12 protein-coding genes are annotated in these 13324 nt (G+C 64.8%); all 12 read right to left on the bottom strand.

The annotated features are described in order from the left end of the window. Positions 1–73 precede the first annotated feature (73 nt). Genes PHR85_RS06855 through PHR85_RS06800 form a run of 12 tightly spaced genes read right to left on the bottom strand, consistent with a single transcriptional unit; the run spans position 74 to position 13315 of the window. Positions 74–373: a DUF2818 family protein gene (locus PHR85_RS06855; protein WP_300052185.1), complete on the bottom strand. Its 300-nt coding sequence runs from the start codon at positions 371–373 to the stop codon at positions 74–76. A gap of 13 nt (positions 374–386) precedes the next feature. Further along, positions 387–1871 (bottom strand): NADH-quinone oxidoreductase subunit NuoN, encoded by a 1485-nt coding sequence (gene nuoN / locus PHR85_RS06850; RefSeq protein ID WP_300052182.1) that lies wholly within the window; start codon positions 1869–1871, stop codon positions 387–389. A gap of 36 nt (positions 1872–1907) precedes the next feature. Further along, complete coding sequence (locus tag PHR85_RS06845; protein ID WP_300052180.1) at positions 1908–3386, bottom strand: NADH-quinone oxidoreductase subunit M; 1479 nt, start codon at positions 3384–3386, stop codon at positions 1908–1910. A gap of 13 nt (positions 3387–3399) precedes the next feature. Then, the gene (nuoL, locus tag PHR85_RS06840) at positions 3400–5463 is read right to left on the bottom strand and encodes an NADH-quinone oxidoreductase subunit L (protein WP_300052177.1); all 2064 of its coding nucleotides are present in this window, start codon (positions 5461–5463) and stop codon (positions 3400–3402) included. Between the two features lie 30 nt (positions 5464–5493). Then, positions 5494–5802 carry an NADH-quinone oxidoreductase subunit NuoK gene (nuoK, locus tag PHR85_RS06835; protein WP_300052175.1) on the bottom strand — a complete coding sequence of 103 codons (309 nt, stop codon included), beginning with the start codon at positions 5800–5802 and terminating at the stop codon, positions 5494–5496. Further along, complete coding sequence (locus PHR85_RS06830) at positions 5799–6431, bottom strand: NADH-quinone oxidoreductase subunit J (RefSeq protein ID WP_300052172.1); 633 nt, start codon at positions 6429–6431, stop codon at positions 5799–5801. Before PHR85_RS06830 ends, nuoK begins: the two co-directional genes overlap by 4 nt. Positions 6432–6442: 11 nt before the next feature. After that, entirely contained in the window at positions 6443–6967 is a 525-nt protein-coding gene (gene nuoI, locus PHR85_RS06825; protein WP_300052169.1) for an NADH-quinone oxidoreductase subunit NuoI, read from the bottom strand. Positions 6968–6982: 15 nt separating this feature from the next. Further along, entirely contained in the window at positions 6983–8059 is a 1077-nt protein-coding gene (gene nuoH, locus PHR85_RS06820; RefSeq protein WP_300052167.1) for an NADH-quinone oxidoreductase subunit NuoH, read from the bottom strand. Then, positions 8056–10179, bottom strand: a complete 2124-nt coding sequence (nuoG, locus tag PHR85_RS06815; protein ID WP_300052164.1) for an NADH-quinone oxidoreductase subunit NuoG — start codon at positions 10177–10179, stop codon at positions 8056–8058. Before nuoG ends, nuoH begins: the two co-directional genes overlap by 4 nt. A 12-nt stretch (positions 10180–10191) precedes the next feature. Next, positions 10192–11544, bottom strand: coding sequence for an NADH-quinone oxidoreductase subunit NuoF (nuoF, locus tag PHR85_RS06810; RefSeq protein WP_300052161.1), 1353 nt, complete (start codon positions 11542–11544; stop codon positions 10192–10194). Next, positions 11541–12065 carry an NADH-quinone oxidoreductase subunit NuoE gene (gene nuoE, locus PHR85_RS06805; RefSeq protein WP_300052158.1) on the bottom strand — a complete coding sequence of 175 codons (525 nt, stop codon included), beginning with the start codon at positions 12063–12065 and terminating at the stop codon, positions 11541–11543. Before nuoE ends, nuoF begins: the two co-directional genes overlap by 4 nt. Beyond that, the gene (locus tag PHR85_RS06800; RefSeq protein WP_300052156.1) at positions 12062–13315 is read right to left on the bottom strand and encodes an NADH-quinone oxidoreductase subunit D; all 1254 of its coding nucleotides are present in this window, start codon (positions 13313–13315) and stop codon (positions 12062–12064) included. The genes nuoE and PHR85_RS06800 overlap by 4 nt, the downstream gene beginning before the upstream one ends. Positions 13316–13324: the final 9 nt, after the last annotated feature.

Genomic DNA, 13324 nt, shown 5'->3' with positions numbered 1-13324 from the left:
GAATATGGCGTCGGAAACGACAAAGCCCCGTGAAGGGGCTGCGTGTGGGAAAGGCTTGGAGGGACAAGGCCCGTCAATGGCGCACCAGGTAGCGCCAGACGAAGCCCGGGAAGGCCAACGTCAGGAACAGGGTGGCCGTGATGGCATAGAACTCCCAGCCCTGGGGATAGATCTGACCCAGACCCTGCTCCAAGGCCAGGCCCAGGCCGCCAACCAGCAGGTAGAGCAGCAACAGCTCCAGCAGACGCAGCGCGAGGCCCTTGGTGGCGCAGCGCAGGCGCAACAGACCCAGGAAGCGCTCGCTCAGAAAAGGCAGGTTGGCGGCTGCCAAGGCAGCCACCAGCACCAGCCAGACCGAGGCCGTCTGGTTCATGCCCTGACGCCCGTCAGTGCCACAGCGCCAGGATGGCCTGGTCGCACAGCGTCATCAGGCCGCCCGGCATCAGGCCCAGGCCCAGCACCAGCGCGCCGTTGAGCGTGAGCACGAGGCGCACGTCGGAGGGCGCGTCGATCGCCGCCGTTTGCGTCGGTACGTCGAAGTACATGACCTTGACCACGCGCAGGTAGTAGAAGGCGCCTATCAGCGACATCATCACCGCGAACACGGTCAGGCCGAGGTAGACACCGCCACCCGCGTTGAGCAGGGACTGCAGCACCGAGAACTTGGACATGAAGCCGACCAGCGGCGGGACGCCTGCCAGCGAGAACATGCAGACCGTCATGATGCCGGCATACAGCGGGCTGCGCTGGTTCAGGCCGGCCAGGTCCGAGAGTTCCTCGGACTCGAAGCCCTCGCGCGCCAGCAGCAGGATCACGCCGAAGGCGGCCAGCGTGGTCAGCACATAGGTGATGACGTAGAACATGGCCGAGCTGTAGGCGGCGTTCATGTTGTTGCCGTCCTGGCCCACGACGCCGGACGCGAAGGCCAGCAGCACGAAGCCCATCTGCGCGATGGTCGAGAAGGCCAGCATGCGCTTGAGGTTGGTTTGCGCGACGGCGGCCAGGTTGCCGACCAGCAGCGAGGCCACGGCCAGCACCATCAGCATCTGCTGCCAATGCCAGACCAGGGGCAGCATGCCCTCGACCAGCAGGCGCATCACGATCGCGAACGCCGCCAGCTTGGGCGCGCCACCGATCATCAGGGTGATCGCGGTGGGAGCGCCGTGGTAGACGTCGGGCACCCACATGTGGAAGGGCACGGCGCCGAGCTTGAAGGCCAGACCGGCGACGACGAAGACCAGGCCCAGCATCAGCACGTTCTTGTCCAGCAAGCCGGTGGAGATGGCCTGCTGCACGCCGGCGAGGTCGAGCGAACCCGTGGCGCCGTAGACCAGCGACAGGCCGTAGAGCAGGAAGCCGCTGGCCAGCGAGCCGAGCACGAAATACTTCATGGCGGCTTCGGTCGAGCGCAGCTCGTCGCGGCGCAGCGCGACCAGGGCGTAGCCCGGCAGCGTCAGCAGTTCCAGACCCAGATAGAGCGTCAGGAAATGATGGCCCGAGATCATCACGAACATGCCCAGCAGCGCGTACAGCGACAGCGTGAACAGCTCGCCGCCGCGCAGCATGTCGCGCGCGCCGGCGTAGGGACGGCTGTAGACCAGCGTCACCATCACGGCCAGGGTGGCGAAGCCCTTGAGCAGGGACGACATGGCGTCGACCACGATCATGTCGTTGAAGGCGTAGACGGTCTCGGCGGCGCCGGCCTGCACGAAATGCAGGGCCGCCACCACCACCAGCGTCAGCATCGACAGACGGTAGGTCGCGCCGCGCAGCGGGGTCTTGACCGCCAGATCGAACAGGGCGATCAGGCCGGTCATGCTCAGGAGCAGCAGCTCCGGCGCAACCGCCGCCCAGTGGGTACTCTCTATCATTGTGGTGCTCTTTCGATACGTTGAGAGGGTCGGGCCTCAGGGCAGCTTGGAGACGGCGACATGCTTGAGCAGCTCGGCGACCGAAGCGTCCATCACGTCGGTGAAGGGCTTGGGATGAATACCCATGTAGAGCACCATCACAGCCAGCAGGGCCATGACCAGGAATTCGCGGCCGTTGATGTCATGCAACGCCTTGACGTCGTCATTGGCGACCGGACCCAGGTAGACGCGCTTGAACATCCAGAGCGAATAGCCGGCGCCGAAGATCAGCGCGCTGGCGGCAATCGTGCCGACCCAGAAGTTGGCCTTGACGGCGCCCAGGATCACCATCCACTCGCCAACGAAACCGGCGGTGCCCGGCAGGCCGCAGTTGGCCATCGTGAACAGCAGCGCGAAGGCGGCGAACTTGGGCATGGTGTTGACCACGCCGCCGTAGGAAGCGATCTCGCGCGAGTGGACACGGTCATACAGCACGCCGATGCCCAGGAACATCGCGGCCGAGACGAAGCCGTGCGCGATCATCTGCACGATGGCGCCCGAGACGCCCAGATCGTTGAACAGGAAGAAGCCCAGCGAGACAAAGCCCATGTGCGCGACCGACGAATAGGCCACCAGCTTCTTCATGTCCTGCTGCACCATCGCGACCAGGCCGACATAGACCACGGCGACCAGCGACAGGCCCACCATCAGACCGGACCACTCGTGGGCGGCGTCGGGCGTGATCGGCAGCGAGAAGCGCAGGAAGCCGTAGGCGCCCAGCTTGAGCATGATGGCGGCCAGCACGGCGGAGCCCCCGGTCGGCGCCTCGACGTGGACGTCGGGCAGCCAGGTGTGGACAGGCCACATCGGGATCTTGACGGCGAAGGCCGCGAAGAAGGCGAAGAACAGCAGGGTCTGCGGCTTGGCGGCCAGCGGCAGCTGGTACCAGGTCTGCAGGTCGAAGCTGCCACCCGAGACGTTGAACAGGTAGATCAGCGCCACCAGCATCAGCAGCGAGCCGAGCAGGGTGTAGAGGAAGAACTTGAACGCGGCATAGATCTTGTTCGGGCCGCCCCAGACGCCGATGATCAGGTACATCGGGATCAGCGTGGCTTCGAAGAAGACGTAGAACAGCATCGCGTCCTGAGCGGCGAAGACGCCGATCATCAGACCCGACAGGATCAGGAAGGCGCCCATGTACTGGTTCACGCGCTCCTGGATCACTTCCCAGCCGGCCAGCACCACGATCACGTTGATGAAGGCGGTCAGCAGCACCAGCCACAGCGAGATGCCGTCGATGGCGAGGTGGTAATGCACGTTGAAGGCGGGAATCCAGAGGACCCGCTCGGCGAACTGCATCGCCGCGGAACCGACCTCGAAGCCGGTGTAGAGCGGCACCGTCACGGCCAGGCCGGCGACGGAACCGAGCAGCGCAAGCCAGCGCACCGCGCCCGCTTCACGCTTGTCGCCACCCATGGCGAGCAGCAGGACACCAAACAGGACTGGCGTCCAGATCGCAAAGCTCAACAAACCCATCTTGTTCTTCTCCTTATTTGGCGGGCTGCACGAAATAAATCATGAAGGCCAGCACGCCTGCGATCATCCAGAACGCGTAGGTGTACAGATAGCCGGTCTGGAAGCGACGCACCAGGCCAGAGACCATGCCGACGAGCTTCCAGCTCAGGTTGACGACGGCGCCTTCGATGATGCCGCGGTCGCCACCCTTCCAGAGACCCAGACCCAGGCCGCGCGCCGCCTTGGCCAGGATGTTCTCGTTGATCCAGTCCATGAAGTACTTGTTCTCCATGATCACGATCAGCGGACGCAGGGCGCGGGCGAAGAAGGCCGGCACGGCCGGGTTGATCAGGTACATGTACCAGGCCGAGACGGCACCGGCCAGGGCGAGCCAGAACGGCGCCGTGGTCAGCGCGTGCTCGGCCATCGCGAGCGGACCGTGGAATTCCTCGGCCAGCATTTCCAGCGCGGGGTGGGCGTGCAGGTTGATCGTGATGGCATCCTTCAGGAAGTCGCCATAGAGCATGGGCTCGATCGTGAAGTAACCGATCAGCACCGAGGGGATCGCCAGCAGCACCAGCGGCAGGGTCACGACCCAGGGCGACTCGTGCGGCTTGCCGCCGCCATGGTGGCCATGGTCGTCATGCGCCGCGTGGTCGTCATGATGGTCATCGTGGTGGCCGTGGTGCGCATCGGGGTTCTGGTCGTAGCGCTCCTGGCCGTGGAAGACCAGGAAGTAGAGGCGGAACGAGTAGAACGAGGTCACGAACACGCCCGCGAGCACCGCGAAATGGGCGAAACCGGCCGCCGGCAGGTGGCTGAAATGCACCGCCTCGATGATGCTGTCCTTCGAGTAGAAACCCGAGAAGAACGGGGTGCCGATCAGCGCCAGGGTGCCGAGCACGAAGGTGATCCAGGTGATCGGCATGTACTTGCGTACATTGCCCATCCAGCGGATGTCCTGGTTGTGATGCAGGCCCATGATGACCGAGCCGGCACCGAGGAACAGCAGCGCCTTGAAGAAGGCGTGCGTCATCAGGTGGAACACGGCGACCGAGTAGGCCGAGGCGCCCAGCGCCACCGTCATGTAGCCCAGCTGCGACAGGGTCGAGTAGGCGATCACGCGCTTGATGTCGTTCTGGATGATGCCCAGGAAGCCCATGAACAGCGCGGTGATGGAGCCGATCACTAGGATGAAGTTCAGCGCGGTGTCCGACAGCTCATAGATCGGCGACATGCGCGAGACCATGAAGATGCCGGCCGTCACCATGGTGGCGGCGTGGATCAGCGCCGAGATCGGGGTCGGGCCTTCCATCGAGTCCGGCAGCCAGACATGCAGCGGGAACTGCGCCGACTTGCCCATCGCGCCGATGAACAGGCAGATGCCGATCACGGTCACCAGCATCGCGTCCTGTCCCATGATGTACCAGGGGAACTCGATCGCGGCCAGCTCGGGCGCCTTGGCGAAGATCTCGGTGTAGTTGAGCGAGCCGGTGTAGGCCGCCAGCAGGCCGATGCCGAGGATGAAGCCGAAGTCGCCGACACGGTTGACCAGGAAGGCCTTCATGTTGGCGAAGATCGCGGTCGGCTTGTTGAACCAGAAACCGATCAGCAGGTAGGACACCAGGCCGACGGCTTCCCAGCCGAAGAACAGCTGCAGCAGGTTGTTGCTCATGACGAGCATCAGCATGCTGAAGGTGAACAGCGAGATGTAGGAGAAGAAGCGGTTGTAGCCCTCGTCCTCGTGCATGTAGCCGATGGTGTAGAGGTGGACCATCAGCGAGACGAAGGTCACGACGCACATCATCATCGCGGTCAGACCGTCGATCATGAAGCCGATTTCCATCTTCATGCCGCCGACCACCATCCACTCATAGAGGGTCTGGTTGAAGCGGGCGCCCTCGAAGACGACGCTCTGGAAGGTCAGGGCCGAGATGACGAAGGCGATGAACACGCCCAGGATGGTCAGGCTGTGGGCGGCACGACGGCCCAGCAGGTTGCCGCCGAACCGGGTGCCGAGGACGCCGGCCAGCGCGGAGCCGACCAGCGGGGCCAGGGGCACCGCCAGCAAGGTGCTTGCAGAGAGGCTTGTACTCATTTTTTGACTTGGCGTTGAACCCTCGAGCCCTTAGCCCTTGAGCGAGTTGAGCTCGTCCACGTTGATGGACGACTTGTTGCGGAACAGCAGCACCAGGATGGCCAGGCCGATCGCCGACTCCGCGGCTGCAACGGTCAGGATGAAGAACACGAACAGCTGGCCGTTGAGGTCGCCCAGGTAATGGGCGAAGGCGACGAAGTTCATGTTCACCGCCAGCAGCATCAGCTCGATCGCCATCAGCAGCACGATCAGGTTCTTGCGGTTCAGGTAGATGCCCGTCACCGACAGCGCGAACAGGATCGCGCCGAGCGAAAGGAAATGTCCGAGGGTCAGGCTCATGCTTGGCGCTCCTGGTTGGCGGCACGGGTAACCGGCAGCGACACCACTTCGAGGCGGTCGGCGGCACGCACCTTGACTTGAATCGAGGGATCGATCGCCTTGCTGTCCTTGCGCCCGCGCAGGGTCAGGCCGATGGCGGCAATCATCGCCACCAGCAGCACGACGGCAGCGATCTCGACCGGGAAGATGTACTGGCTGTACATCAGCTTGCCGATCTCACGCGTGTTGTTGTGATCGGGCAGGTGCATCGCGGTCTGCAGGACATCGGGAGCGACGACCATCTCGGGGAAGCCCATCCACAGCACGGCGATCAGCTCGGCGCCGACCAGGCCGCCCAGCACGAGGGCGAGCGGGAAATGGCGCCAGAAGCCCAGGCGCATCTCCTCGACGTTGATGTCGAGCATCATCACCACGAACAGGAACAGCACCATGACGGCGCCCAGGTAGACCAGCACCAGCGTGATGCCGAGGAACTCGGCCTTGAGCAGCAGCCAGATGGCGGCGGCCTGCGAGAAGGCCAGCATCAGGTAGAGCACCGCGTGCACGGGGCTGCGCGCGGTGATGGTCCGGAAGGCCGCGAACAGCAGCACGGCCGAGAACAGGTAGAAGAATCCGGTCTGGAAGTCCATGGTCATCCTTATCAGCGGTACTTGGCGTCCGCTGCCTTGGCCGCAGCGATCTCGGGTTCGTACTTGTCGCCGACCGCCAGCAGCATGTCCTTGGTGAAGTACAGGTCGCCGCGTTTCTCGCCGTGGTACTCCAGGATCTGGGTCTCGACGATGGCGTCGACCGGACAGGCCTCTTCGCAGAAACCGCAGAAGATGCACTTGGTCAGGTCGATGTCGTAGCGGGTGGTGCGGCGCGAGCCGTCATCCTGGCGCGGACCGGCCTCGATGGTGATGGCCATCGCGGGGCAGATCGCCTCGCACAGCTTGCAGGCGATGCAGCGCTCCTCGCCGTTCTCGTAACGGCGCTGGGCATGCAGGCCGCGAAAGCGCGGCGACAGCGGGGTCTTCTCTTCGGGGAACTGCACCGTGACCTTGCGGCGGAAGGTGTAGCGGCCGGTCAGGGCCATGCCCTTGAACAGCTCCACCAGCATGAAGCTCTTGAAAAAGTCCTTCAGCGAGAAGGGCGCAACGGCGGTGGTCGTCGTGTTAGCAGACATCTTGTTTGGCCCCCATTACTTCCAGATGTTCCAGGAAGACTGCATCAGGAAGCCGACCAGCAGCAACCAGACCAGGGTCACGGGAATGAAGATCTTCCAACCCAGACGCATGATCTGGTCGTAGCGGTAGCGCGGGAAAGTCGCGCGAATCCAGATGAAGGCCGACATGATCAGGAAGGACTTGAGGCCCAGCCAGATCCAGCCCGGAATGAAGTCGAGCGCGGCCACCGGCGACAGCCAGCCACCCAGGAACATCAGCACGGCCAGCATCGAGACCAGCCACATGCTGGCGTATTCGGCCAGGAAGAAGATCGCGAAGCCCATGCCCGAGTACTCGACCATGTGGCCGGCGACGATCTCGGCCTCGCCCTCGACCACGTCGAAGGGATGGCGGTTGGTTTCGGCCACGCCCGAGATCAGGTAGACGAAGAACACCGGCAGCAGCGGCAGCCAGTTCCAGGACAGGAAGCTCAGGCCCAGGTCGGCGGCGAAGCCACGCGATTGCGAGGCGACGATCTCGGACAGGTTCAGGCTGCCGGCGGTCATGACGACGATCAGGAAGCAGAAGCCGATCGCGATCTCGTAGCTCACCATCTGGGCCGAGGCGCGCAGCGCGCCCAGGAAGGCGTACTTGGAGTTCGACGCCCAGCCCGCGATGATCACGCCGTAGACCTCGATCGAGGTGATCGCGAGGATGACCAGCACACCGGCGTTGACGTTGGACAGCACGGTTTCGGGACCGAAGGGGATCACCGCCCAGGCGGCCAGCGCCGGCATGATGGCCATCAGCGGACCGAGACGGAACAGGCCCTTGGCGGCCGCCGTCGGGTTGATCAGTTCCTTGGACAGCAGCTTGACCGCGTCGGCGATCGGCTGCAGCAGACCCTTGGGGCCGACCCGGTTGGGGCCGATGCGGACCTGCATGAAGCCGAGCAGCTTGCGCTCCCACAGCGTCATGTAGGCGACCGCGCCCATCAGCGGTGCCAGCACCGCGACGATCTTGAGCAGGATCCACAGGACCGGCCAGGCCATCGTGACCCACCATTGGGCGGCGACCAGGTTCAGGCCGCCGTTGTACAGAGCATCGATCATGCGCTCACCTCCGAGGCAGCACGGGCGTCAGCCGTCAGTTGCAGGGAACCGGCGCGACGCACCAGCGCGTCCAGTTGGTAAATCGACGCCACGCAAGGCTGAGCCGTCGCGGCGGTGATGTCGATGGCCGCCGCGGTCCGGTTGGACAGGCGAACCGCCGGGACCAGCTCGCCGTTGCCGACACCAGGCAGCGCCTGGGCCAATGCGTCCTGCGATGACTCCTGGGCGAAGCCGCCCAGGCCGAGCAGGTTGCCGAGCACGCGCAGCACCTTCCAGGCCGGACGGGTCTCGCCCAGCGGCTTGACCACGGCATGGAAACCCTGCAGGCGGCCTTCGGCGTTGACGAAGCTGCCCGAGGTCTCGCTGAACGGCGCGATCGGCAGCAGCACGTCGCTGATGTCGAGGTTGGTCTTGAACGGGCTGAGCGTCACGACCATCTCGGCCTTGGCCAGGGCCTTGCCGTCGATGGCGGTATCGGCGCCGGGTTCGACGTTGAGCAGCAGCGCGGCCTTGACGCCACCGGCGAGCATCTGGCCGGCGTTCAAGCCGTCCTTGCCCGGAAGCGCGCGCACCAGCTGCGCGCCCACGGTATTGGCGGCCTCGGTCAGGTAGCCGAACGAGGCGCCGGTTTCCTTGGCGATCCACTGCGCCAGGGCCAGCAGGCTGGCCGCTTGGCCATGGTGCGCGGCGGCGTTGCCCAGCAGCACGGCCTTGCGTTCGCCACCGAGCAACGAGGCGGCGATGGCGCGGGCGGTGTCGTCAGCCTGGGCGGCGACCGGAGCGGCAATGCCCTTGAATTCAGCCACGGCGGCAGCGATGCTTGCCAATGCCTCAGTCCAGCGGACAGCGTCGGCCACCAGGGTGTGGGCGACGGGCATGGCCCAGTCCTGCAGCGCAGCGTTGAGCGCATTGACCTGGGCACCCTTGCGGACGGCCTGGCGGATGCGCTGGGCGAACAGCGGGTGGTCCTTGCGCAGGTTGGAGCCGACCACCAGCACGCGCTGCAGATCGCTCAGCGCGACAATCGGCAGGCCCAGCCAGCGGGCTTCGCCGTCCTGAGCCGCGTTGCCGAAGTCGGCGGCGCGCAGGCGGCTGTCGATGTTCTGACTGCCCAGGCCGCGCACCAGGGCACCAGCCAAGGCGAGCTCCTCGACCGTGCTGTGCGGGCTGGCCAGCAGGCCGATGGCCTGGGCGCCCTGCCCGGCCTTGATGCTCTTGAGGCCGTTGGCGACATATTCCAGCGCGGTCTGCCAGTCGACGGCCTTCCACTGACCGCCCTGCTTGAGCATGGGCTGGGTCAGGCGCTCGGCGCCGTTGAGCGCCTCGTAGGAGAAGCGGTCGCGGTCGGCGATCCAGCATTCGTTGACATCCTCGTTCTCGAACGGGACGACACGCATGACCTGGTTGTTCTTGACCTGGACGATCAGGTTGGCGCCAGCCGAGTCGTGCGGGCTGACGCTCTTGCGCCGGCCCAGCTCCCAGCTGCGGGCGTTGTAGCGGAACGGCTTGCTGGTCAGCGCGCCGACCGGGCAGATGTCGATCATGTTGCCCGACAGCTCGGAGTCGACGGACTGGCCGACGAAGGTCTCGATCTCGGCGTGCTCGCCGCGATGCGACATGCCGAGCTCCATCACGCCGGCGATTTCCTGGCCGAAGCGCACGCAGCGGGTGCACTGGATGCAGCGGCTCATCTCCTGCATCGAGACCAGCGGGCCGACGTCCTTCGGCATCACGACGCGCTTTTCTTCCTCGTAGCGCGAGGCACCGCCGCCGTAGCCGACCGCGATGTCCTGCAGCTGGCATTCACCGCCCTGGTCGCAGATCGGGCAATCCAGCGGGTGGTTGATCAGCAGGAACTCCATGACCGACTGCTGGGCCTTGATGGCCTTGTCGGACTTGGTGCGCACGACCATGCCCATGGTGACGGGCGTGGCGCAGGCCGGCATGGCCTTGGGCGCCTTTTCGACGTCGACCAGGCACATGCGGCAGCTGGCCGCGATGGAGAGTTTCTTGTGATAGCAGAAGTGCGGGATATAGGTACCCACCTTTTCGGCTGCATGCATGACCATGCTGCCGGGGGGTACTTGCACTTTCTTGCCGTCGAGTTCGATTTCAACCATGGTTCAAAGACCTCAGACGTATGCCGGGACCGCGCAGGTCTTGTGTTCGATATGGTGCTCGAACTCGTGCCGGAAATGTTTGATCATGCCGCGCACCGGCATCGCCGCTGCGTCGCCCAGGGCGCAGATGGTGCGCCCCATGATGTTCTCGGCCACGTTGTCGAGCAGCGCCAGATCGCTGGGTTTGCCCTCGCCGCGTTCGATGCGGTCGACCATGCGCCAGAGCCAGCCCGTGCCTTCGCGGCAAGGCGTGCACTGGCCGCAGGACTCGTGCATGTAGAAGTAGGACAGACGCTGCAGCGACTTGACCATGCAGCGCGTGTCGTCGATCACGATCACTGCGCCCGAGCCCAGCATCGAGCCGGCCTTGGCGATGGAGTCGTAGTCCATCGTGCAGTTCATGATGATGTCGGCCGGCAGCACCGGCGACGAGGAGCCGCCCGGGATCACCGCCTTGAGCTTGCGGCCCTGGCGCACGCCACCGGCGAGCTCGAGCAGCTTGGCAAACGGGGTGCCGAGCGGGATCTCGTAGTTGCCCGGACGCTCGACGTCACCGCTGACCGAGAAGATCTTGGTGCCGCCGTTGTTGGGCTTGCCGCACTCGAGGTAGGCCAGGCCGCCGTTGCGGATGATCCAGGGCACCGCCGCGAAGGTCTCGGTGTTGTTGATGGTGGTCGGCTTGCCGTAGAGGCCGAAGCTGGCCGGGAACGGCGGCTTGAAGCGCGGCTGGCCCTTCTTGCCTTCGAGCGATTCGAGCAGCGCGGTTTCCTCGCCGCAGATGTAGGCGCCAAAACCGTGCGCGGCGTGCAGCTGGAAGCTGAAGCCGCTGCCCAGGATGTTGTCACCCAGGTAGCCGGCCGCGCGTGCTTCCTCGAGGGCCGCCTCGAAGCGCTCGTAGACCTGGAAGATCTCGCCGTGGATATAGTTGTAGCCCAGCGGGATGCCCATCGCGTAGGCCGCGATGATCATGCCCTCGATCACGATGTGCGGGTTGTGCATCAGGATCTCGCGATCCTTGCAGGTACCCGGCTCGCCCTCGTCCGAGTTGCACACCAGGTGCTTGATGCCCGGGAACTGGCGCGGCATGAAGCTCCACTTCAGGCCGGTCGGGAAACCCGCGCCGCCGCGGCCGCGCAGGCCGGATTCCTTGACGGTCGCGATGACCTGGTCCTGGCTCAGGCCTGCCTGGCCGTCCTGGCCCAGGATCTTGCGCAGCGCGGCGTAACCACCACGGGCTTCGTAATCCTTGATCGACCAGTTGTTGCCGTCCAGGCCCGCGTAGATCTGCGGGTTGATGTGGCGGTCGTGGAAACAGGTCTCGACGCCGGAGGCGGCGAACCGTTGCAGCACTTGATTGGCGTTCATGCCTTGCCCTCCGCGGCGCGCAGGTCATCGATCAGCTGGTCGAGCCGGCTATTGCTCATGAAGCTGCACATGTGGCGGTCATTGACCAGCATCACCGGCGAGTCGGCGCAGGCGCCCAGGCACTCGGACTGCTGCAGCGTGAACAGGCCGTCGGCGGTCGTCATGCCCATCTGGATGCCCAGCTTCTGCTCCAGGTGAGCCAGCGCCTTTTGCCCGTCGCGCAGCACGCAGGGCAGGTTGGTGCAGACGTTGAGCTTGTACTTGCCCACCGCATGCTGGTTGTACATGTTGTAGAAGGTCGTGACCTCGTGCACGGCCATCGCGGGCATGCCGAGGTAGTCGGCGATGCCCTGCTCGGCCTCGGGGCTGAGCCAGCCCTGTTCCTGCTGGACGATGGACAGGATGGCCATCACGGCCGACTGTTTCTGTTCGGCCGGGTACTTGGCCACTTCGCGTGCGAAACGGGCCAGCGTCGCTTCGGAGAAGGACTGCGCCTGCACGCCTTGCTTGATGGAGCTCATCGGTCAATTTCTCCAAACACGATATCCATGGTGCCGATGATGGCGACCGCGTCGGCCAGCATGTGGCCCCTGGCCATCTCGTCGAGACCGGCCAGGTGGGCAAAGCCCGGGGCGCGGATCTTGAGTCGATACGGCTTGTTGGCGCCGTCGCTGACCAGGTAGATGCCGAACTCGCCCTTCGGATGCTCGACGGCCGCATAGGCCTCGCCCTCGGGGACGTGGAAGCCTTCGGTGAAGAGCTTGAAATGGTGGATCAGCTCCTCCATGTTCGACTTCATCGACTCGCGCGAGGGCGGCGCCACCTTGTGGTTGTCGGTGATGACCGGACCCGGGTTGACGCGCAGCCAGTCCACGCACTGCTTGATGATGCGGTTGGACTGCTTGAGCTCTTCCATCCGGACCAGGTAGCGGTCGTAGGTGTCGCCGGTCTTGCCGACCGGGATGTCGAACTCGACCTTGTCGTAGGCGTCGTAGGGCTGCTTCTTGCGCAGGTCCCAGGCAAAGCCGGAGCCGCGCAGCATCGGACCGGTCAGGCCCATGTTGAGCGCGCGCTCGGGCTCGACCACGCCGATGCCGACCGTGCGCTGCTTCCAGATCCGGTTGTCGGTCAGCAGGGTGTGGTATTCGGCCAGGTACTTGGGGAAGCGCTGGGTGAAGTCGTCGATGAAGTCGAGCAGCGAACCCTGGCGGTTCTGGTTCATCTCGGCCATGGCACGCGCATTGCGGATCTTGCTGTGCTTGTACTGCGGCATGGTGTCCGGCAGGTCGCGGTAGACGCCACCCGGACGGAAATAGGCCGCGTGCATGCGCGCGCCCGAGACCGCCTCGTACATGTCGAACAGATCCTCGCGCTCGCGGAAGGCGTAGATCAGGATGGTCGAGCTGCCGCAGTCGTTGCCGTGCGAGCCCAGCCACATCAGGTGGTTGAGCATGCGGGTGATCTCGCTGAACATCACGCGGATGTACTGGGCGCGGATCGGCACCTCGATGCCGAGCAGCTTCTCGATCGCCAGGCAGTAGGCGTGCTCGTTGCACATCATCGAGACGTAATCCAGCCGGTCCATGTAGGGCAGCGACTGGATGAAGGTCTTGGTCTCGGCCAGCTTCTCGGTGGCGCGGTGCAGCAGGCCGATATGGGGATCGGCGCGTTGCACCACCTCGCCGTCGAGCTCGAGCACCAGGCGCAGCACGCCGTGAGCGGCCGGGTGCTGCGGACCGAAGTTGAGGGTGTAGTTCTTGATTTCAGCCATGATTTCGCC

The sequence above is a fragment of the Malikia sp. genome, assembly GCF_028687635.1.
GTDB lineage: Bacteria > Pseudomonadota > Gammaproteobacteria > Burkholderiales > Burkholderiaceae_C > Malikia.
This window is presented reverse-complemented; position numbering and strand designations above follow the sequence as displayed.